Raw genomic sequence first — 20,049 nt, 5'->3', positions numbered from 1 at the left:
GTTTCGCTTGCGCTTTCATCCTGGTGGGATGTGCCCACCAGGCGCAGGCGCCTGCGCGCTCGTTTGGCGCGTCACAGCTGAATGTCGGGAGCACATGGACGTTGCAGGGCGAGCAAACAATCGTAAGCCACGCCCTTTATGGAACAACGCACTCCACCGTCCGGATATGGTTCATTCCCGGGGTGGGCTGGCGCGAGGAACTCAGTACCACCGGTGACTCCCAGGACATGAGGCAGCGGATGTATGGCAGCGATGGCACAACGGAGTGGGAGTACGATCCTCTGAGCAGACGCTACTCGCTGGACACGTCGACCACGAGCGATCCGCGGGCGATAGCGCTCGGCGCGTACGGCCCGACCGTCGGCACCACCGATTTCGCATCGGCACTGGCGGCTCTCCAGCGCCTGCCAACGGTCGCGGCCACCCGCGAGGGAACAGACCGAGTGGCGAACCGCGACGCGGAACGAATCCTCACCCGTCCAGCAGCCGGCTGCGGTACGAACGTCCCGAACGCTACCCCGTCGGGGAATCCCACGGACACGCCACCAACCCCGTGCGGGGGGTTCCATCGGTACTGGCTAGACGCGGCGACCGGCTGGGTACTGCGCCTGCAGTCCGACGATGGCGCGGGCGTGAGACTGTCCCTGGACACCATGAGCGTCGATTTCCACGCGCCCATCGACTCCGCCCTCTTCCACTTCACCCCGCCGCCGGGCAGCTCTCGGGTTTCGTCGTCGGATCTGGACTAACAGTACGCCTGGCTTCTACAGGACGTTGAAGTCGTAAAGAACAAGAGATAGACGGTCGCAACATAGACGCCTACACCGACAACGCTCGCTACGGCGAGCGTCCACTTCGCCGCGCGATAGCGTCTCTGATAGCGAATCGCGACGGCGATCCAGAAACCCAGCACGGGTACGAACAGCGGAGCGATCGCGGCGATCGGCACGGATGCCGCCGCACTCACCACCGCCGCTGCCGTCGCGGCTTCGCTGCGGGCTGCCCTCCATGGCGCGAAGAGTACGCTCAGCGCACAGACCAGATATTCCGCAGACAAGACAGCTATCAGCACCATTACGCGTGAGTTGTGCAGGCTCTTGGCAATATATGCCGTAACAGCTATGGCAATGACGCTGGCGAGAAGGGCCGCGCCTGTTGTGCGAGGATGAAGGATTTGTAGCTGTCTGTATTTTTGCCTATGTTCGCTGAGATCGCGTGACGGCGCCATAGGGATCGATCTCCCGACAGACTCGATTTTAGCATGCCGCCACGTGGCCAGACTACCCTGAGCATAGGGCGAGCGAGAGCAGGCGGGCAGAGTAGCCGCCCCGCATAGTGCCTCCGACTCCTCCAGCCTAATACTACAGCCGGGGTTAAGTGAGGTAGGCTGGGCACCATCACAGGCGGAGGAGGCCGGGGTGATGGTCGGGCAGTCGGGAGCAGAGGCGGCGAGGGAGCGCCGGTGCCCGCTCCAGCAGGGCGCACTGTACGACGAGCGCCAGTTCGCCGGCGAGCAGGCCGACCCCACCGGGCTCACCTACCTGCGCGCCCGCTTCTACGACGCCACCACCGGCCGCTTCTTAAGCCGCGACCCGGATTCTGCTGCCCTTGCCGATCCGGGTCTACACCATCCCTACGCATATGCCGCAGCCAATCCGGCGTCCGTGTTGGATCCGTCGGGACTGCGGGAGCTCATCGCAGGTATGGCACTGGCTTCGGACGGCCTCTGGCATCCGACGTGGGATCTGTCTGCCGAAGATGTCGCTCAGTACGCAGCTACAGCGTTCACTGCTGTTGACTTCGAGTGGATGCGACAGGATCCATACTCGTTTTTCTTGGCGCTGTATGACACCTTCGCCCCACCCGGCGCCACACCCGACACCAATAGCATGATCGATGGACCCGGCTGGTATTCAGGGTGGGCGACGGTCGTCAATGCGCTCACCGATGGCAATCCCGACATCACGAGCCAGGATGAGATCGAAAACGGTCTGGGCTACGTATACAGCATCGCGACAGAGCCGGGCACTGTCTATCTCACGGCCCGTTGGGCATCCACCTCCGGGGCGGACAACCCGGCAATCGATGTCAACCTCAGCCGCCTGCCGAACGGCTATCAGTACCGCATACACTTTCCGCCGTCCCGGAGCAGCGATCCGATCCCGGATCTCGCGCTTGTTCCTCAACCCGGAGCATCACCGGCGCCTTTCATCCCGCTCGTACCGATCATTTTGCCAGGACGGCCGCCCAACATCTTGCCCGGCCGCTGCGGGCCGTCCTTCGTGGGAGCGTTTTGCTAACCTCTTCGGAGGTGCGTACGCTAAGCCATGAGCCAGGGTGAGTGGCCCCGTCAAGGGCTCGGGAGCGTGAGGTGCTAAGGCGGCTGGCGGAGGGCTCCGCGTGGGAGTGGCTGAAGGCTGCGTGGGCGCAACATCCCTGGACCGTCGCTGGGCTGGTCGGCGACGAGTTCCCAGCCTACTGCAAGATCTTTCACCCTTGCGTGGAGCTCCTGCTGGAGCCGGCTGTCCTCGCTGGCTACGCGCGGGCGGCGTCGCAGGGCGATCGCCAGGACTACGACGGGATTTGGCTCGCCCGTCGCCGCCTGCTTGGCGGTGAGACGGATGTCTCGATTCCATACCGACGGCTCCGCATCCGCGATCTGGCGGCACGCTTCCACCGGCCGTTCGGCGCCGACTTCAGCGTGTTCTCGATTGCCGATCAACTCCCGCTGAACATCGCGCTTCCCGAAGAAGGTGTTTTGCCGAAACAGATTGCGGCGCGCCTCATCCAGATTCTCCGGGCCATCCGCGACAATTGGGACTGCTTCTTCATGTGGACGCTCACACCGCCCAATCTTGGCGACGATGTGCCAGGTGTGGCGAACGTGTATCGCGGTGATATCGACGACTTGCTCGCGTATATGAGCCAATTGACGCCCGAGGGAGGCAAAACTCTTCCGGAGTTCTGGTGGCCGGACGATCGAGCCTGGGCGGTTTGCACCAATACCGATCTGACGTTTTCCGTGATGGGTGGATCGCAGCAGCTCATCGCTAGGGTGCTGGCTGATCCGGAGATTGAAGCGATTCGCGTGCGATCGGAAACCCGGGTCGACGAGCGTGCCAGTGACTTTGGTGGAGCGTAGTGGCGCAATGCGGAAGGGGATGTTGGGTGCAACCCCGGCTGCACGCAACGCCGACACGTTCACCTGGGACATGGAGAGCCGGCTCATGGTCGCCACCGTCGCCGGCCAGAGCGGGGCGAAGAGTTACAACGGCGACGGCCTGCGCCGGAGCCGCACGGCGCGTGGCAGCCGCCGAAGCACGCTGAACCGGAAATCCGGGCCGGCGCTTCGTCGCGATGGTCAGCTGGCCGCGCCGGGGCCTAGCAACAGCCGCGGAACCACCCTGCGCAGCGCCTCTATCGTGACGCCGCCAACACGCAGCACGCGCGGCGGCCCGGCCGTGGTATCCACGATCGTCGAGGCCACGCCACCTGGACAGGCGCCGCCTTCGACCACGGCGGCAATGCGGCCGTCGAGCTGCCGCATGACCTCGGCCACCGTGGTTGCCGGTGGCTGGCCGGAGATGTTGGCGCTGGTCACGGCCAAAGTGCCGCCCGCGAGCCGAATCAATGCCCGTGCCAGCGGATGATCCGGCATGCGTACGGCCACCGTCGGCAGATCATCGGAGCGGAGCGCACGGCGCGGCACGACGATCGTCAGCGCGCCGGGCCAGAACCGCTCCGCTAACCGGCGGGCCGGCTCGGGCACGAACGCGGCCACCAGGTCGAGATCCTGCGCTTCCGCCACAAGCAGGGGGATCGCCTTGTCCAGCGGCCGCCGTTTGGCTTCGAAGAGCCGTGCGATCGCCTCCGGGCTGGCGGCGTCGGCGGCAACGCCGTAGACCGTGTCTGTCGGCAGCGCGACCACGGCTCCCCGAAGCAGCAAATCGGCGGCTTCGGCGAGCTGTTCAGGCGACAATAATTGGGTAAGCATCTCAGCGGTTGAGCGTTCCCTTCTTGACCGGCGCGCCCGGCGCTGTTACGGTATCTATGCTTCGCAGGCGCCGGATATCGTTCAGCAGTTCCGTGGGAGAAGGCCGACAATGCCGCATGATGCCGGGGCGCTCACGGTCGCAGAGGCGGGCAGGGACCAGCCCGAGCGGGCGGAGCCCGCCGCCGACGCGGTCGTCATCCTCGACTTCGGCTCCCAGTACAGTATGCTGATCGCCCGGCGGGTGCGCGAGTGCGGCGTCTACTGCGAGCTGCTGCCGCACGACGCGCCCGCGGAACGGGTCGCTGCCCTCAGACCGAAGGGCGTCATCCTTTCCGGCGGCCCCGCCAGCGTCTACGACGCCGACGCCCCGTTGATTCCCGAGTATGTCTTTTCATCGGGCCTGCCCGTGCTCGGCATCTGCTACGGCATGCAACTGCTCGCGCATCAGCTCGGCGGTGAAGTTGCGCCCGGCAGCGCCCGCGAGTACGGTACGGCCACGGTCAGGCCGCTGCCTGCCGCCTCCGCCATCTTTGCCGGCCTCAGCGGCGACCTGCCCGTCTGGATGAGCCACGGCGACCGCATTACGCGCCTGCCGGCGGGTTTCGTCCCCGCGGGTACGTCGGCAAACTCGCCCTACGCGGCGATGGACAACGGCGCCGGCTACGTCGGCCTGCAGTTCCATCCCGAGGTTGTGCACACGCCCGCCGGCAAGCAGATCCTCGAGAACTTCCTGCTGCGAATCTGCCGCTGCGAGCCGAGCTGGACGCCGGGCAGCTTCATCGAGCAGAGCCTCGTCGCGATCCGGCGGCAGGTTGGCGGCGGACGCGTGATCTGCGCCCTCTCCGGCGGCGTCGATTCGGCCGTCGCGGCGGCGCTGATCCACCGCGCGATCGGTGACCAGCTCATTTGCATCTTCGTCGACAACGGTCTACTGCGGCGAGGCGAAGCGGCCCAGGTTGTCGACACCTTCGAGCGCCACATGCGCGTGCAACTCGTGCACGTGGACGCGGCTGACCGCTTCCTCGACCGCCTCGCCGGCGTGGTCGAACCCGAAGCGAAGCGCCGCGCGATCGGCAACACCTTCATCCACGTCTTCGAGGACGAAGCGGCGAAATTCGGCCAGATCGACTTCATCGCCCAGGGCACGACCTACCCCGACGTGGTCGAAAGCGCCTCCACCGGCCACGGCGCTACGGCCAAGATCAAGACGCATCACAACGTCGGCGGCCTGCCGCCGGAAATGCAGCTTGAGCTGGTCGAGCCGCTGCGTTTCCTGTTCAAGGACGAGGTGCGCCGCGTCGGCGTCGAGCTTGGCCTGCCCGCCGAGATGGTCAATCGCCAGCCGTTTCCCGGTCCCGGTCTCGCCATCCGTGTGATCGGCGAGGTCACGCGCTCGAAGCTGGAGGTGCTGCGCGAGGCCGATGCGATCGTGATGGCAGAGGTACGCGCCGCCGGCCTCTACGACCGGCTCTGGCAGGCGTTCGCCGTGCTCACCGACACGCGCAGCGTGGGCGTGCAGGGCGATTTCCGCACCTACGGGCATGCCCTCGCCATCCGCGCCGTCACCGCCGACGACGCCATGACCGCCGATTGGGCGCGGCTGCCCTTCGATCTGCTGGCGCGTATCTCGTCGCGTATCACCAACGAGGTGCGGGGCGTCAACCGCGTCGTCTATGACATCACCAGCAAGCCGCCCGGCACGATCGAGTGGGAGTGAGCACGGCCGCACTACCCGTCTCGCTCAGCCATCTCGAAGCGGCGACGGTGCCGCGAATCAGTGCGGCGGAGGCATGGCGCATATGAACGTGCTGATCGTCGGCGCGGGCGCGCGCGAGCACGCGCTCGCCTGGAAGCTACGCCAGAGCCCCCTGCTCACGGATCTATTCGTTGCGCCCGGCAACGCCGGCACCGACGCCGTCGCGCGTAATCTCCCGGTCAAAGAGCTGGACTTCGCCGGGCTGCGCCAGGCCGCGGTCGAGCACGCCGTTGAACTTGTGGTGATCGGTGCCGAAGTACCGCTGGCCGGCGGGCTGGCCGACTACCTGCTGAAACGAGGCCTGCTCGTCTTCGGTCCGACCCGCGCCGCGGCCGAGATCGAGTCGAGCAAGGTATGGTCCAAAGAGCTGATGCGGCGCAGCGGCATCCCGACCGCCGCGGCGCGGGCCTTTGACGACGCCGAGGCGGCACGCCGCTTCGTTCTGGCCAGCGAGCGGCCGCCGGTGGTTAAAGCCGACGGTCTCGCGGCGGGCAAGGGCGTGGTCGTGGCCGAGACGCAAACCGAAGCGCTGGCGGCGATTGACACGGCCATGAACGGCGGCGCCTTCGGCGATGCAGGCCGGCGGCTCGTGCTGGAAGAGCGGCTGAGCGGCGTCGAGGTCAGCGCCCACGCCTTCAGCGACGGAGTGCGCGCCCTGCCAATGCCCTTCGCCTGCGATCACAAGCGCATCTTTGACGGCGATCGCGGTCCCAACACGGGCGGCATGGGCGCCTTCTCGCCGCCGCCGTTCGTCGATCGGCCGCTTGCAGACGAGATTCAGGCCACCGTAAGCCAGCGGGCGATCAGCGCCCTGCGCGAGGCCGGCCGCCCCTTCCGCGGCGCCCTCTACCCGGGCCTGATGCTCACCGACAGCGGCCCGCACGTGATCGAGTTCAACTGCCGCTTCGGCGACCCCGAGACCCAGGTGATCGTGCCGCGCCTGTGCTCTGACCTGCTGCCCATCCTGCTCGGCGCCGCCCGGGGAGACCTATCCGAAGCGGCGCCAAAGTGGGACGACGGCGCCTGCGTCGGCGTGGTGATCGCCTCGGGCGGCTACCCCGGCGGCTACCAGACCGGTCAGCCAATCGACGGGCTTGATCAGCTTGATCAAGACATCCTCGCGTTCCACGCCGGCACAGCCCGCGACGGCGAGCGCGTACTGACGGCCGGCGGACGCGTGTTGACCGTCGTCGGGCGCGGTGCGACGATCGCGGCGGCACGGGAGCGGGTCTACGCAAACGTCGGCCGCATTCGCTTCGAGGGGGCGCAATACCGGCGCGACATTGGCCTGCGCGGCCTCTGAGCCGGCCAGCGAAGGAATCCGTTTCCTGGAGCAACCGCATGCTCACCACGCGTGGAAGCGTCCGGCCGGTGGAGATGTTTCCCGGCGTCTCGCGGCGCACCCTGAACAGCGGCGACAACGCCACGCTGGTGGAAGTCAGCATCGCCGCCGGCGCGGTCGTGCCGGAGCACACGCACCCGCACGAGCAGATCGGCTACCTGGCAAGCGGCCGCCTGCGCTTCGTGATCGGCGACGAGGTGCGTGCGCTGGAGCCTGGCGATAGCTGGCTTGTGCCCGGAGGCGTGCCGCACGTCGTCACCGCCCTCGCGGACAGCATCGCCGTCGACGTGTTCTCGCCCGTGCGCCACGAGTATCTGTGAGAGCGACCACCCGGCAGCAAGCGAAAGTGTGAAGGCGTGATCGAGCGCTATGCCCGGCCGCAGATGCGCCGCATCTGGTCGGAGAAGAACAAGCTGGAGCAGTGGCTCGCAGTGGAGAAGGCCGCCGTCCGCGCGTGGGCCGAGCTGGGCGAGATCCCCCGGGCCGACGCCGAAGCGGTGCAGCGCGCCCGCGTAGACGAGGAAGCGGTCAATCGCTACCAGGCCGAAACGCACCACGACATGACCGCCTTCCTGCGCTCGGTCGCGGACAGCCTTGGGCCGGAGAGCCGCTGGGTGCACCACGGCCTCACCTCCTCCGACGTGATGGACACGGCCACCAGCCTGCAACTGATCGCCGCCGCCGACCTGCTGCTGGACGAGCTGGCGCGGCTCGAAGCCGTGCTCGGCCGGCGGGCGATCGAGTTCAAAGACACGCTGATGATGGGCCGTACGCACGGCGTGCACGCCGAGCCGATGACCTTCGGCCTCAAGCTGGCGCTGTGGACGGACGAAACACGGCGCAACATCGCCCGGCTGCAGGAGGCGCGGCGGGTGGTCGCGGTGGGCAAGATCAGCGGCCCGGTGGGCACGCACGCGTCCGTGCCGCCGCGCGTCGAAGAGCTGACCTGCGCGGCGCTCGGCCTCGACGTTGCGCCGGTCTCCAACCAGGTGATCCAGCGCGACCGCCACGCGCAGTTCGTGACCACGCTGGCGCTAATCGGCGCCTCGCTGGAAAAGTTCGCCACGGAGATCCGCGCCCTGCAGCGCACGGAGCTGCTCGAAGCTGAGGAACCGTTCGTCGCCGGCCAGACCGGCTCGAGCTCGATGCCGCACAAGCGCAATCCAGAGAAGGCCGAGCGTGTTTGCGGACTGGCGCGCGTGCTGCGCGGCTACATGGTGACCGCGACGGAGAACGTGGCGCTCTGGCATGAGCGCGACATCTCGCACTCCTCCGCCGAGCGCATCATCCTGCCCGACGCTTGCGGCCTGCTGGATTATTCGCTGCACCTGTTCACGGGCATCATCGAGGGCTTGCAGGTCTATCCGGAGCAGATGCGCGAAAACGTCGAGTTGACGCAGGGGCTCACCTTCTCTCCGCAGGTATTGCTGGCGTTGGTCGAGAAGGGGATGCTGCGCGAAGCGGCATACAAGATCGTGCAGCGAAACAGTATGGCCGCCTGGCAGCAGCGCCGGCCGCTCAAAGCGCTTCTCGCCGCCGATCCGGAGGTAACACAGCGCCTTTCGCCCGACGAGCTGGACCGCCTGTTCGACTACGGCTATTACGTCAAGCACATCGACGCGGCGTTCCAGCGGCTGGGCCTGCTGGCCGGCGTACCGGCGTGAACGCGGCGATCCCGCGCCATCCCCTCACCCTGCCGGACATCATCGCCGCGGCGTTCCAGGTCTACGTGCACGATCCGCTCACGTTCCTCGTGCTGGCCCTGCCCAAAGCCGCCTTCGTGCTCGCCCTGACGCTCGGCAACATGGCCGCCTTCGACGCGCTCGGCCTGAACGACAAGGCCAGCTCCGACGGCAACCTCGGCTTCGGCGCTTCCCTGGTCACCGCGCTGGCATTGCTGACCGGCCTGGTGCTCAGCATCGGCGCCGACACGTTTGGCGACTCGTTCCTCGTGCCGGCCGCCCTCGCCAGACTGCAGGGCAAGCCCGCCGGTGCGAAGTCGGCTCTCGCCTGCTGGCGGCGGCTTGCCGGTCCAGCCCTGATCGTGAGCCTCCTGATCGGCGTGCGCGTGGCCGCCGCGGCGTTGACCCTGGTACTGCTGCCCGTCGCGGTATTTCTTTACGTGCGCTGGTCGCTGGCGATTCCCGCGCTGGTCGCCGAGCGCCGCGGCGCCGGCGGCAGCCTCGCCAGGAGCGCCCAGCTGGTCTCGGGCGGCTGGTGGCGTGTCTTCGGCGTGATCGTCGCCGTCGCGGCGCTGACCCTCGCCCCGCAGGCGGGCTTGCAGCGCGCCTTCAGCAGCGCCGATCTCGTGGTCAGCTCGGCCGCACTCTTTCTCGCGGCCTGGCTGGTGGCGCCGTTCGCCGCGATCGCGCGCACCCTGCTGTACCTCGCCGTTCTGCAGCGCAAGGGCAGCGCCGCGCAGCCGCCCACGACGCTGGTGAGCTGAATCGTGATCGGAGGAGCGATGGTCGACGTGCTCATGCAGGCAGAGATTCCGGGCATACAGCCGCTGCATCGCGGCAAGGTGCGCGACACCTTCGACCTGGGCGACCGGCTGCTGATGGTGGCGACGGATCGCGTCTCCGCCTTTGATGTGATCATGGCCCAGGGCATTCCCGGCAAAGGCGAGCTGCTCAGCCGGCTCTCCGCCTTCTGGTTCGAGAAGGTCGATTCGGTTGTGCCCACCCACCTCCTGCGCATCGCCACGGGAGCGCCCGACGATGAGCTGCCCTTCGCTCTGCCGCCGGCGCTCGCCGGCCGTTCGCTGATCGTGCGCAAGGCCGAGCGTATTAACGCCGAATGCATCGTGCGCGGCTACCTGGCGGGCACGGCATGGGCGGAGTACCGGCGGAGCGGCGCGGTCTGCGGGATGCGCCTCCCGCCCGACCTGGAGGAGAGCCAGCAACTACCCGAGCCGATCTTCACACCCTCCACCAAGGAGGAGCACGGCCACGACCGCAACATCAGCTACGCCGAGTTCGTGCAGCTCGTCGGGCACGACGCCGCCAACGTGATCCGGCTGCGCAGCCTCGCCACGTACCGATTCGCCGCCGAGTACGCGCGGCGGCGCGGCCTGATCCTGGCCGACACCAAGTTCGAGTTCGGCTTCATCGACGGTGAGCTCTGCCTGATCGACGAAGCGCTCACCCCGGATTCGAGCCGCTTCTGGCCGCTGGACGGCTACCGGCCCGGCCGGCCGCAGCCCAGCTTTGACAAGCAGCTGCTGCGCGACTGGCTGAGCGCCAGCGGCTGGAACAAGGAGCCGCCGCCGCCCGCGTTGCCGGCCGAGATCGTGCAGCGCACCTCGGCGGCGTATCAGCAAGCCTACCGGCGACTTACCGGTACAGCGCCGGCATAACGCCGGCTCGAAACGCCCGCGCCCGCCACGGGCGCCGGCCAGCAGGAGCAGCATGCGCTATCAGGCCAGGATCCGCGTGACCTTGAAGAAGGTCGTGAACGACCCGCAGGGGCTCACCGTGCGCGGCGCGCTGCATTCGCTCGGCTTTGCCGCGGTGCAGAACGTGCGGGTCGGCAAGTATCTGGAACTGGCGCTGGACGCCGCGGATGAAGCCGCCGCGCGCGAGCAGGTGGGCGAGATGTGCCGTAAGCTGCTCGCCAATCCTGTGATCGAAGAGTTCAGCTACGAGGTGAACGCCGCGAGCTAGGGCGGCGTTCACCTCGCGCCGCTCAACACACGTGCTCGTACAGGGAGACCAGCGCCGCCACCGGACCATGCGCGCTGTGCACCTCGATGTACGCCGTCGCCGCCCGCGGCCGCAGCAGCGCGGCGTACCACATCGCCTCGCCGCCAGGACCTGAGCCAGCGTCGTGCAGCACCCGCGCCGACTCGGCCGCGCGTGGCGGAAACGGCACGGACCAGGCCGAGCCAGCCCTCAGCTCGCGGCGCTCGGCCCACCACGTCTCGGCCAACGCGTCGATCGAATCGGTAGCTGCCTGGTTGTGGTGGTCATGGCCGCTGCACATCGCAACGCTCCGAAGGAAGCTCCCCTCCTTCCCCCGAATCGCATGTCCGGAGGAAGGAGGGCCGGGCAGGACGAGTGCCGAATGGGCCGGTTTCACGATGCCAGCGCCGGCCCCGGCTTGGCGTGCTCGCTGTCGAAGCCGTCGAACGGCGTGCCGATGTAGGGGAAGCTGCTGAGCAGCGGCGCGTCGGGCACGGTGCCGTCGGCGATCGCTGAAGTGGCATCGTCGGGCTTGAAGCTCTTGTCGATCAGCGGGTAGAGCAGCCCGGCGACGGCGCGCAGCTCGATCGTCGTGATGTCGTCGCTCAGCCGGCGGCCGTTGGGGAAGCCCGCGGCGTCCCCGGCGGCAAGCCCCAGCTTGTTCGGCTGCGCCGTCGGCGGAATCGCCATATTCAGCCGCAGCAGGTCGGCCTGGGTCGTTCCCGTATTGTTCTGGAAGCCGGGCACGATGCCGGAAGGGATGCCGGTCAGCAGCACCGCGACCAGGTCGGCGCGGGCCGCGCCGCTGGCGTTCAACGCCGCCAGGTTCGGGAACGCCGTCGGATAGAGCACCGGCAGCAGCGTGGCCAGCTCTGGATGCTGATACGAGGCGACGAACTGCGCATCGTCCTTCGGATCGGCGTAGTTCCACGCGTCCTTTTGGCTCATGGGGATGATCGCTTCGTTGATCAGCGGGTTGCCCAGGCGCGAGACCTGCACCCAGTCACCGGCGTGCTGGTTCGCCTGGCCGGGGCCGTTGCGCATCATCGCGCGCTGGCGGCTGGCCGCGGCCCAGACGCCGATCACCGAGGTGGCCGCCGCCGGGTCCGTGGCGCCGGAGCCGTCCATGGTCAGCAGCGTCTTCGGGATCTGGATGGCGATCGAATGCACGTTGTAGCCGGCGACCGAGTTCCGCCCCGGCGCGTTGGCCAGCGGAATCAAGTGCAGCATCTGCACCGGCCGCAAGGCGCCGAGGTCGAAGATCGAGCCAAGGTCGACCCAGAACGCGTCGGCGCGCTGTCCGGCGAACACCGTCTCGCCGCTTTGAAGCTGCGTGGTCGCCGATGCCGCAAGCGCCTCGTAGTTTGGCGTCGAGCGTGGGCCGATGTTGCAGGGCGGGCAGGGCACGCCGTCGGCAAGCACGGTGGCCTTGCCGGAGTGGCGGTCGCCATCCACGCGCGTCACGGAGTAGGTTTGCCGCAGGTTCCAGTTCTTGTCGGTCAGTGATGCGATCGGGCCGGTGTTGTAGAGGAACGTGTTGGGATTCGTCATCTGCGTGGTGAAGCGGAACTGGTAGGTGATCTCCGCCACGCCGTCGGCGTTGTTGTCGATCAGGATCTCGTACAACACATCATCGCCGAAGTTGAAGAAATTTGGCCCACCCGCGGGCTCTTCCAGCGGAATGTAGTTGGCGATGATCGTGACCGTGTCCGGACGATCGGGGCTGACAAAGGCGTAGAGGTCCGTGTTGTCGGCGACCGGGTCCGCCGAGATCTCAGGGGCTTCCCTGTGCGAGGACATGGCTCATCCTCCGAGTCGAGAGTGACCGGCTGCAAACTGACGAGAAAAATCGAGGATCAGGCCGTGGCGTGGCCGTAGACGCGGGCGAGGTAGGCGACGAGCGCGGGATCGCGGTGCACCACTTCACGCGTGCCCATCATCAGCACAACCTCGCCCTTCGCGGCGTCGCGGATGTAGGCGACCGTGGGCACGTCGCCGGTCGGCTGAGCGGTCCTCAGGGCCGAAGCAGAGGTCGCGGTGGAGATGCTGCCGCGCGAGTGACGGTTTGCGGCGACGAGGCCGGGAACGGCGGCCAGCGCCCCGGCGGCTGCCGCCCCCATGCCGGATTTCGCCAGCAGGCTGCGGCGAGAGATCGTATGCATCGTTTGCTCCTTTCAGCCGTGCCTACGCAGCGAGCCGGCGAGAGGATCATCGATGTTCGCGGCATATGTGATCAATTCACCAGCGGTGGTAGGAGTAGGGCAGCGCTAATCGGCGCAGAATCCGATTGAAGTGCCGGCAGAAGGGGCGGTAATTGAACGCCGGATTCCACCGGAGGAGCAATCGTGATCAGGCGAGGCCGAGCGCCGCCGCTACGTTTTGCAGCGCCTCGATCAACTGCTCGGTGTGGCGGGGCAGGCCGACGCTGATACGGATGCAGTCGCGCAGCAGCGGCGTGTCGAAATGGCGGATGAAGACGCCATGCTCGCGCAGCCGGTCACGTAGCTGGCGGGCATCGCCGCGCAGTACATCGCAAAGGATAAAGTTGGTGTGAGACGGATGCGGCCGCAGAAAGGGAACTCCGGCCAGCAGCGCATTCAGCCGCTCGCGCTCCTGCACGACCAGCGCCGCGCGCTCGTCCAGCACCGCCGCGTCCTCCAGCGACGCCACCGCCGCGACCTCCGCGGCCACGTTGACGCTGTACGGCTGACGGATGCGGAAGGCGACCTCGGCCAGCTCCGCCGCCATCGCCGCGTAGCCCACGCGCAGCCCCGCAAGGCCTGCCCACTTGCTGAAGGTGCGCAGCACGATGAGGTTCGGCTGCTCCAGCACCCGCGGCGCCGCGCTGGGCACGCCGGCAAACTCGATGTACGCCTCGTCGACCATGACCGGCAGGCCGAAGCCGAGCAGCCCCTCCAGTTCCTCGCGCGAAAGCAGGTTCCCCGTCGGATTGTTGGGCGAGGTGACGAAGATCAGCTTCGTTCGTGCATCCAGCCGCTCGGCCACCGCGCCCACGTCCACGCTGAAGTCGGCGCGGCGCTGTACGGGCAGCGTTCCGCCGCCGGCGACATCGGCTTCAAAGGCGTACATGCCGAAGGTCGGGATCAGGTCGATGGCATTGTCGCCCGGGCCGAGGAACATGCTGGCGAAGATCTGGATCAGCTCGTCGCTGCCGGCGCTGGCGACGATGCATTCGACGGGCAGGTTCAGGTGCCGCGCCAATGCCTGGCGCAGTTCGCGTTCGTCCGGATCCGGGTAGATGTGATAGTCGCGGAAGCGGTCAAGCGCTGCCAATGCCTTCGGCGCCGGTCCGTAGGGGTTCTCATTGGCATCGAGCTTGGCGACCGTCTCCAGTGGGATGCCCAGCCGCTGAGCCAGCACGCGCGGCGGCTCGATCGCCACATAGCCGGGCAGGCTCAGGATCTCCGGGCGCACCAATCCCAGCACGCCGCCGTTGCCGGACTCCGATCGTGCCGTCGCCATCAGCGTGACTCCAGCCGCACTTCGATCGCGCGCGCGTGACCGGCAAGCCCCTCGGCGTGGGCGATGCGCGCCGCCGCCGGCCCCAGCCGTTCGAGATCAGCATCGCCCAAAGCCACCACGCTCGTCACCTTCAAGAAGTCTGAGACGGTCAGCGGCGAGGCGTAGCGGGCGCTGCCGCCGGTGGGCATCACGTGGCTCGGGCCGGCGATGTAGTCTGCCAGCGCCTCAGGCGACGACTCGCCGACGAACAGCCCGCCGGCATTGCGCACCCGCTCGGTGTAGTTGCCCGCGTCGCGCATCAAGAGGCACATGTGCTCCGGCGCGTACTCGTTCGCCAGATCGAACGCCTCGTCCATGTCCCGCGCGATCACGGCGCCGCCGCGGTTGGCGAAGGCCGCCGCGGCGATCGGCCCGCGGGGGATGAGCTTGAGCTGCCGCTCGACTTCGATCGCCACGCGCTCGGCGAGGGGGTGCGAGTCGGTAATCAAGATCGGGCTCGCGATCTCGTCGTGTTCGGCTTGCGCGATCAGGTCCGCCGCGCAAAGCACCGGATCGGCCGTCTCGTCCGCAATCACCAGCGTCTCGGTCGGCCCGTAGAGCGCGTCGATACCGGTGACGCCGATCACGCGCCGCTTCGCCAGCGTCACGAAGATGTTGCCCGGCCCGCAGATCTTGTCGACCCGCGGCACGCTCTCCGTGCCGTAGGCGAGCGCTGCAACCGCCTGCGCGCCGCCGCAGGCGAAGACACCTGCGCAGCCCGCAATCTCCGCCGCCACCAGCTTGATCGCCGGCACGCGACCGTCCGGCCCTGCCGCCGAACAGACGTACACCTCCTCCACGCCCGCGACGATCGCCGGCAGCGCCGTCATCAGCAGCGAAGAGGGGTAGACGACCGCCGATCCCGGCATGTAGACGCCGGCGCGTTGCAATGGCCGCACCACCTGCCCCAGGCCCCCGTCGTGAAAGCCGTGCTGCGCGTGGCGCAGCTGCGCCTCGTGGTACGTGCGGATGCGCGCCGCCGCCTCGCGCAGCGCCGAGACCAACTCGGGCGTGATCGCCGGATCGCGGTATGCGGCGCGGATTTCGTCCTTCGCCACGCAGAGCGGCCGTGGCGCCGAGCCGTCGAGCGCCTCGTTGAAGCGCTGCACGGCGGCGTCACCCTCGTCGCGCACGGCGCGCACGATCCGCGCCACCGTCTCCTCGACCGAAAGCCCCGGTCCGAACAGCGCCCGATCGCGGGCGCGCAGATGCTCGGGCACCTCAACCTCGTCGAGCGCCGGCCGGCGCAGGATCGTACGCCGCGCCTCCGACGCGCCCTCTACGATGCGCATCCGAGATACCTCGCGACCGCGACGCGCGCCCGCTCGCGCGACTGCTCGAGGAACGAATCCACGTGTGCCGTCGAGACATGGCGAATCGTGTCTTGCAGCAAGTCAGGAATCGTCTCCAAAAAGCGGTGGTACGCGTCTGGATCGTCCATCCATGCCTGGCGCAGATGGCGGCCGCCCTGAAACTTGAACCGTTCCCAGTCCGGCGGGTGCCGCGTGAGGTCGATCGCGACCTCCTGCCAGCGGCGCAGGGTCTCCGAATCAAGGAAACCGACGTCTACCGCCAGCGCACACTCGCTGAGCGCGTCGCGAATCTCGTCCACCTCTCCGCGCGCCTCGCGCCGCCGCCGGTCCAGCTCATACTGCAGCAGGCGATCCATCATGTTGGCCTGTTCGCTCCCGCCCAGCGCCGAGAGCTGGCCGAAGTGCGGCCGGTACATGCTCTCGATGTAGGTTTCGTCCAGCACAAGATGCGTGATATACCCCGCCACGAACCCCGCCGTCTGCGGATCGAGCCGATCGGCGTCCGCCAGATGCAGGTTGGCCCTGAAAAACTCCTCCACGCTGTCCTGGTGTTCGAGGCTGTCAAGGTCGAAGTAGTGTGTCTCGCGCCGGTCGCCGCGGGTGAGCACGCGGATATCGGGTGTCGTGGCGCCGAGGTAGTAGGCGCCGCTCTCGGACGAGAGCGGGGCACTGTCCAGCTCCTGCGCCAGGTCGCGGGCGGCGGCCATGTGGAAGAAGATCGGCGGCATACGCGCTCACCTCGACGCCGGCGCGGCCGCGGCCCGCCGGAAACCGTCGACGAGGCGCCGGCGCAACGCCTCGGCGGCCTCCGGCAGCGTTCGGCGGCCGGCGATCAGGCAGTTGGTGGACTCGAACACCGCCTCGATGATCTTCAGATTGTTCGCCGCGATCGACTTGCCCGTCTCCGAACCCTCGATCAGCACCTCCGCGTCCTCAGGCACGAAGCCCTCGGAGGCGCCGGCCACGGGCAGCACCTGGTAGCGGCCGAAGTGGCGGCTGCGCGCGTACTGATCGGCGATATTCGGATATTCCGAGGCGATGCGCACGACGTCGCGGCCGGCTCGCCGCCAGGTCGCCAGCGCCTCGTGGATGTTGTCCGCGGGCAGGGCGGCGTCCACCACGGCGGCGATTCCGTAACGTGAGCGGCCGAGATCAACGACCTCTTCCACCGGGCTGTCCGGAAAGGCGAGCAGATGCTCGCGCAGCACGTCGCGCCCCGTCATGGCGAGGTCAAAGTTGCCGAGGGCGATCTGCTGCGGCATATCCTGCGGCCGGATAACCTTCACATCCAGCCCCGAGACGCCGGAGCGCGGCCTGCGCACGAAGCCGGCCTCGCTGTACCCATCGAAGTACAACCCCGCCTCGCGCAGGCTCTCGCAGGCGTGACGCTGCTGATGGCCGTCCGGCACGGCCAGGCGCAAGAGATCCGGGCGACGCCGCCAGCCGTCCCAGGTGCGCGGCGCCGGCTGCGCTGCCAGCCGCGGCAGTTGCAGGCCGTCGCCAAACGGCGCGCCCCCGGGCAACGCCAACAGTCGCGCCAGCACAGGGGCCAGTGCGCGGCTGCCCAGACTGCGCCGGCTGGCGATCAGCCAGGCCTCACCGGAGAGAACGGTCAGCAGCGGCTGCAGGCCGCGATCAGAGATCGCAGCTTCGGCGGCAGTCTGCAGCAGCACCAGGTCGGCGTCCTCCGGTGGATACGCCTCGCCCGATCCCTGGATCGGGATCACCCGCGCCGCCGGCAGCCGCGCCGACAGCGCACAGGCCTCGGCCAGCGTGGGCAGGTCGCTGGCGATCCGCAGCCCGGCAAAACCCGGCCAGCGGGCCGGCGCCCCCAGCCGCCGCGCCGTCTCGGCATCGGTGGCGAGCCGCGCCGCGAACTGCCCGAAGGGCAGCGGTCGCAGCAGCACCAGTTCGTCCTGTGGAAAGCGCAGCCGCAGCTCCTCGATCCAGGCGAGACTGCAAATGCCCAGGTCATAGTTGCCGAGCGCCACCTGAATGGGAATGTCGCGCTCGCGAAAGACGCGCATCGTGGCGTCCTCCGGGCCGGCTGCAAGCGGCAGACGCAGGGCGCGCGAGCCGTTCGCGTAGTCGCCGTTGGCGAAGCCGGCCTGCTCAAGCAGGCGAGCGGTGGGTCCGCGCAGATCGCCGGTGGGCAGTGCAAGCTTGATCACGCGCTACCTGCCAGCAGCCCCAACGCCTCGGCCAGTGAGGCCACCGCGAGGCGTGACCCGCTTCCGCCCACGAGCGCAAGCTCACCATCCGCGGCGACGCTCAGCCGCGGCGCGGCGGGGTCGCCTGGCGCGAGCGCAGCCGGCCGTCCCTGGCGATGCGCCAGCCGCGCGACGGCGGCCGCGCGCGCCAGCGCTTCCGCGCCGGGGCCGTCCGGGGCGATAGCCAGGCACTCGGCGGCATCGCTCCCCGCGTCGCCCAGCAGCGCTGCCAGCCGATCGGCCTGCAAGCCGAAGCCGCAGGCTGGCACTGCCGTGCCACCGGCATCGCTGATCAGGCGGTCGTAGCGACCGCCGGCGGCGATCTCGCTGCCGCCAAGCGAGAGATGGAACACCGGGCCGGTGTAGTACTCGAAGTCGCGCAGCGCCGTCGCGTTGATGCGGGGCTCGATGCCGGCAAGCTCCAGCGTGCGGCCGATCAGCTCCAACTCGTCCAGAGGCGAGTTCATCGCAGGCACGCTGTCGCCGAAAGCCGCGCGCAGGTTGCCGATGTAGGCGACGCCCGCGTCCTCCACGTCGCTGAGCAGCCGTAATCCCGGACCCAGCGCAGGCAGCCGCGCCTCCAACTCGCGCATGACATCGAGGTCGCCGTCGAGCAGGCGGTCGTACAGGTCCGAGCGCTCGTCCGCCGTGTAGCCGGCCTGCTCCAGCAGGGCCCGCACGATACCGCCGTGCGAAAGCGTGATCGCGGCATCCGCGATCCCGAGCGCGGTCAGGCTATCCAGCGCCACCAACACCAGTTCGACGTCACCAGCCGGCCAGGTGTTGCCGATCAGCTCGGCGCCGCACTGCCACAGCTCGCGCGGCTGCTCGTCGCGACTGAAGCGGAAGATGTTCTGAACGTAGCAAAGCTTGGCCACGCCGCCGCCAAGGCGCTCGCGGAACAAGCGTGCGACCGGGATCGTGGCGTCCGGGCGCAGCACCACGCGCTCACCCGTCCAGCCGTCCCAGTCAAGGAACGAGTAGACGCGGCCCAGCAGCTGCGGCGAGAGCGTGCCGCTGCTGGTGAAGAGGTGCAGGTGTTCGAGCGTGGGCGTGCGCACCTCGCCGTAGCCCCAGGCGGCGCAGACTTCGCGGAAGGCGGACTCGATCCGGCGGAAGCGCGCCATCTCCGCCGGTAGCCGATCGCGCATCCCCCGGCACAGTAAGGACTCGGCAGTGGAACTCATCTGGGGTTGACTCGCATGGCCTCTCTGGCGTCACGGCGGCGCCGAGCTTCATTCTAGCGAGTGCGTTTTTGCGCGGGCAACCAAACGCGGCAGCGTCAGCGTGGCGCCGCGACGCCGGGGTGCGCCTCACGTGTGCAACGTGACTTCCCCGGCCGCGAGGACCGCACGCGAGCCGTCGTCTCGCTCGAGCACGAGCCCTCCGTCGTCCGTGACGTCGACAGCAAGGCCCGTCTCGATCGTCTCGCCCGCCCGCACGGTGATTCGCCGTCCCAGGGTGTTCAGTCGGGCTCGCCAGCGATCCCGCACTGCGCCGCCACGCTCGCTCTCATCCAGCAGCGTCGCGAGGCGCATCAGCACGGCGCGGAGCACTTCGCCGCGCTCAAGTGGCTGCCCCAGACGTTCGCTAAGGCTGGTGGCGATGCCGCGCAGTTCGGGCACCGACCCCGCCGCGAAGTTGACGTTGATGCCGACGCCGACCAGCGCCAGCGCCGGCTCGTCGCCGCGCAATTCGGCGTCGATCAGCACGCCGCTCAGCTTCAAACCGTCCATCTGCACGTCGTTCGGCCACTTGATCTCGGTTCGCACGGGGCAGACCGCTTCGACGCCCTCCGCCACTGCCAGCGGCACAACCATCGCGAGTTGCCGAAGCACGGTGAGCGACGGGCGTAGGATAGCCGTGAAGTAGAGGTTGACGCCGCCAACAGAAACCCACGAGCGGCCCATACGGCCGCGCCCCGCAGTTTGTTCCTCGGCAAGCACGACGGTGCCGGCCGGCGCACCCGCATTGGCCAGGGCACGAGCGACGGTCATTGTCGAATCGACCTCGCGCCGGTAAACGAGACGCCAGCGTTCGCTCAGCGACGCCTGCACCCGCTCGACGTCGATCTCGCCGCTCATGACTCTCCGGCCATCGCACGCACTCGCATGTGGAACTGCGGCCCATGAGAAAGCCCGGAAGCAGACGCTTCCGGGCTTTTCGTGCGAGTTGCGAGGACCTCGAACCCGCCCTCTGCTAGGCCGCAGCCACCTCTCGGAGGCCGCG

21 protein-coding genes are annotated in these 20,049 nt (G+C 68.3%); 10 read left to right on the top strand and 11 right to left on the bottom strand.

Annotation, left to right across the window (positions count from 1 at the left end; translation table 11 throughout):
* The coding region (locus tag VKV26_05290) for a hypothetical protein (GenBank protein HLZ69309.1) at positions 1-749 on the top strand (749 nt) is incomplete at its 5' end.
* On the opposite strand, the gene VKV26_05285 is transcribed toward VKV26_05290, so the two are convergent.
* Positions 746-1,228 carry a hypothetical protein gene (locus VKV26_05285; GenBank protein HLZ69308.1) on the bottom strand — a complete coding sequence of 161 codons (483 nt, stop codon included), beginning with the start codon at positions 1,226-1,228 and terminating at the stop codon, positions 746-748. The genes VKV26_05290 and VKV26_05285 overlap by 4 nt on opposite strands.
* Before the next feature lie 193 nt (positions 1,229-1,421).
* Between VKV26_05285 and VKV26_05280 the strand changes: the two genes are divergently transcribed.
* On the top strand, positions 1,422-2,300 hold the full coding sequence (locus VKV26_05280) for an RHS repeat-associated core domain-containing protein (protein HLZ69307.1): 879 nt from the start codon (positions 1,422-1,424) through the stop codon (positions 2,298-2,300).
* 71 nt (positions 2,301-2,371) lie between these two features.
* Entirely contained in the window at positions 2,372-3,142 is a 771-nt protein-coding gene (locus tag VKV26_05275) for a hypothetical protein (protein ID HLZ69306.1), read from the top strand.
* A 219-nt stretch (positions 3,143-3,361) separates the two neighbouring features.
* On the opposite strand, the gene VKV26_05270 is transcribed toward VKV26_05275, so the two are convergent.
* A complete protein-coding gene (locus VKV26_05270) occupies positions 3,362-3,994 on the bottom strand; it encodes an L-threonylcarbamoyladenylate synthase (protein ID HLZ69305.1) in 633 nt (210 codons plus the stop codon).
* Positions 3,995-4,103: 109 nt separating this feature from the next.
* Between VKV26_05270 and guaA the strand changes: the two genes are divergently transcribed.
* The 7 genes from guaA to purS all read left to right on the top strand — a co-directional run bounded on the left by guaA (position 4,104) and on the right by purS (position 10,757).
* Complete coding sequence (gene guaA / locus VKV26_05265) at positions 4,104-5,711, top strand: glutamine-hydrolyzing GMP synthase (protein ID HLZ69304.1); 1,608 nt, start codon at positions 4,104-4,106, stop codon at positions 5,709-5,711.
* A 73-nt stretch (positions 5,712-5,784) separates the two neighbouring features.
* A complete protein-coding gene (gene purD, locus VKV26_05260) occupies positions 5,785-7,053 on the top strand; it encodes a phosphoribosylamine--glycine ligase (GenBank protein HLZ69303.1) in 1,269 nt (422 codons plus the stop codon).
* Positions 7,054-7,091: 38 nt separating this feature from the next.
* A complete protein-coding gene (locus VKV26_05255; GenBank protein ID HLZ69302.1) occupies positions 7,092-7,412 on the top strand; it encodes a cupin domain-containing protein in 321 nt (106 codons plus the stop codon).
* Positions 7,413-7,448: 36 nt separating this feature from the next.
* A complete protein-coding gene (gene purB, locus VKV26_05250; GenBank protein HLZ69301.1) occupies positions 7,449-8,756 on the top strand; it encodes an adenylosuccinate lyase in 1,308 nt (435 codons plus the stop codon).
* Positions 8,753-9,538 (top strand): hypothetical protein, encoded by a 786-nt coding sequence (locus VKV26_05245; GenBank protein ID HLZ69300.1) that lies wholly within the window; start codon positions 8,753-8,755, stop codon positions 9,536-9,538. The genes purB and VKV26_05245 overlap by 4 nt, the downstream gene beginning before the upstream one ends.
* An 18-nt stretch (positions 9,539-9,556) precedes the next feature.
* Entirely contained in the window at positions 9,557-10,450 is an 894-nt protein-coding gene (locus VKV26_05240; protein ID HLZ69299.1) for a phosphoribosylaminoimidazolesuccinocarboxamide synthase, read from the top strand.
* A gap of 52 nt (positions 10,451-10,502) precedes the next feature.
* Positions 10,503-10,757, top strand: a complete 255-nt coding sequence (purS, locus tag VKV26_05235) for a phosphoribosylformylglycinamidine synthase subunit PurS (GenBank protein ID HLZ69298.1) — start codon at positions 10,503-10,505, stop codon at positions 10,755-10,757.
* Positions 10,758-10,779: 22 nt separating this feature from the next.
* Here the strand turns inward: purS and VKV26_05230 are convergent, their stop codons facing one another.
* From VKV26_05230 to VKV26_05190, 9 genes are all read right to left on the bottom strand, one after another.
* Positions 10,780-11,076, bottom strand: coding sequence for a hypothetical protein (locus tag VKV26_05230; protein ID HLZ69297.1), 297 nt, complete (start codon positions 11,074-11,076; stop codon positions 10,780-10,782).
* 92 nt (positions 11,077-11,168) lie between these two features.
* Positions 11,169-12,575, bottom strand: a complete 1,407-nt coding sequence (locus VKV26_05225; GenBank protein HLZ69296.1) for a DUF4331 domain-containing protein — start codon at positions 12,573-12,575, stop codon at positions 11,169-11,171.
* Positions 12,576-12,631: 56 nt separating this feature from the next.
* Entirely contained in the window at positions 12,632-12,937 is a 306-nt protein-coding gene (locus tag VKV26_05220; protein ID HLZ69295.1) for a hypothetical protein, read from the bottom strand.
* A 187-nt stretch (positions 12,938-13,124) separates the two neighbouring features.
* Complete coding sequence (gene hisC, locus VKV26_05215) at positions 13,125-14,258, bottom strand: histidinol-phosphate transaminase (protein HLZ69294.1); 1,134 nt, start codon at positions 14,256-14,258, stop codon at positions 13,125-13,127.
* Positions 14,258-15,589 (bottom strand): histidinol dehydrogenase, encoded by a 1,332-nt coding sequence (hisD, locus tag VKV26_05210; protein HLZ69293.1) that lies wholly within the window; start codon positions 15,587-15,589, stop codon positions 14,258-14,260. Before hisD ends, hisC begins: the two co-directional genes overlap by 1 nt.
* A complete protein-coding gene (locus VKV26_05205; GenBank protein HLZ69292.1) occupies positions 15,577-16,338 on the bottom strand; it encodes a zinc dependent phospholipase C family protein in 762 nt (253 codons plus the stop codon). Before VKV26_05205 ends, hisD begins: the two co-directional genes overlap by 13 nt.
* 6 nt (positions 16,339-16,344) lie before the next feature.
* On the bottom strand, positions 16,345-17,781 hold the full coding sequence (gene hisG / locus VKV26_05200; GenBank protein ID HLZ69291.1) for an ATP phosphoribosyltransferase: 1,437 nt from the start codon (positions 17,779-17,781) through the stop codon (positions 16,345-16,347).
* Positions 17,778-18,971 carry a HisS family protein gene (locus VKV26_05195; protein HLZ69290.1) on the bottom strand — a complete coding sequence of 398 codons (1,194 nt, stop codon included), beginning with the start codon at positions 18,969-18,971 and terminating at the stop codon, positions 17,778-17,780. The genes hisG and VKV26_05195 overlap by 4 nt, the downstream gene beginning before the upstream one ends.
* A 162-nt stretch (positions 18,972-19,133) precedes the next feature.
* Positions 19,134-19,904, bottom strand: coding sequence for a biotin--[acetyl-CoA-carboxylase] ligase (locus VKV26_05190; protein ID HLZ69289.1), 771 nt, complete (start codon positions 19,902-19,904; stop codon positions 19,134-19,136).
* Positions 19,905-20,049: the final 145 nt, after the last annotated feature.

The organism is Dehalococcoidia bacterium, assembly GCA_035310145.1.
Lineage (GTDB): Bacteria > Chloroflexota > Dehalococcoidia > CAUJGQ01 > CAUJGQ01 > CALFMN01.
The sequence above is the reverse complement of the archived record's forward strand: the minus strand, read 5'-3'. Positions and strand labels throughout refer to the sequence as shown.

Coding starts and splice junctions, on each gene's coding strand:
- VKV26_05285 (HLZ69308.1), bottom strand. CDS start 1,228: ATGGCGCCGTCACGCGATCTCAGCGAACATAGGCAAAAATACAGACAG.
- VKV26_05280 (HLZ69307.1), top strand. CDS start 1,422: ATGGTCGGGCAGTCGGGAGCAGAGGCGGCGAGGGAGCGCCGGTGCCCG.
- VKV26_05270 (HLZ69305.1), bottom strand. CDS start 3,994: ATGCTTACCCAATTATTGTCGCCTGAACAGCTCGCCGAAGCCGCCGAT.
- guaA (HLZ69304.1), top strand. CDS start 4,104: ATGCCGCATGATGCCGGGGCGCTCACGGTCGCAGAGGCGGGCAGGGAC.
- purD (HLZ69303.1), top strand. CDS start 5,785: ATGGCGCATATGAACGTGCTGATCGTCGGCGCGGGCGCGCGCGAGCAC.
- VKV26_05255 (HLZ69302.1), top strand. CDS start 7,092: ATGCTCACCACGCGTGGAAGCGTCCGGCCGGTGGAGATGTTTCCCGGC.
- VKV26_05240 (HLZ69299.1), top strand. CDS start 9,557: ATGGTCGACGTGCTCATGCAGGCAGAGATTCCGGGCATACAGCCGCTG.
- purS (HLZ69298.1), top strand. CDS start 10,503: ATGCGCTATCAGGCCAGGATCCGCGTGACCTTGAAGAAGGTCGTGAAC.
- VKV26_05230 (HLZ69297.1), bottom strand. CDS start 11,076: ATGTGCAGCGGCCATGACCACCACAACCAGGCAGCTACCGATTCGATC.
- VKV26_05225 (HLZ69296.1), bottom strand. CDS start 12,575: ATGTCCTCGCACAGGGAAGCCCCTGAGATCTCGGCGGACCCGGTCGCC.
- VKV26_05220 (HLZ69295.1), bottom strand. CDS start 12,937: ATGCATACGATCTCTCGCCGCAGCCTGCTGGCGAAATCCGGCATGGGG.
- hisC (HLZ69294.1), bottom strand. CDS start 14,258: ATGGCGACGGCACGATCGGAGTCCGGCAACGGCGGCGTGCTGGGATTG.
- hisD (HLZ69293.1), bottom strand. CDS start 15,589: ATGCGCATCGTAGAGGGCGCGTCGGAGGCGCGGCGTACGATCCTGCGC.
- VKV26_05205 (HLZ69292.1), bottom strand. CDS start 16,338: ATGCCGCCGATCTTCTTCCACATGGCCGCCGCCCGCGACCTGGCGCAG.
- VKV26_05195 (HLZ69290.1), bottom strand. CDS start 18,971: ATGCGCGATCGGCTACCGGCGGAGATGGCGCGCTTCCGCCGGATCGAG.
- VKV26_05190 (HLZ69289.1), bottom strand. CDS start 19,904: ATGAGCGGCGAGATCGACGTCGAGCGGGTGCAGGCGTCGCTGAGCGAA.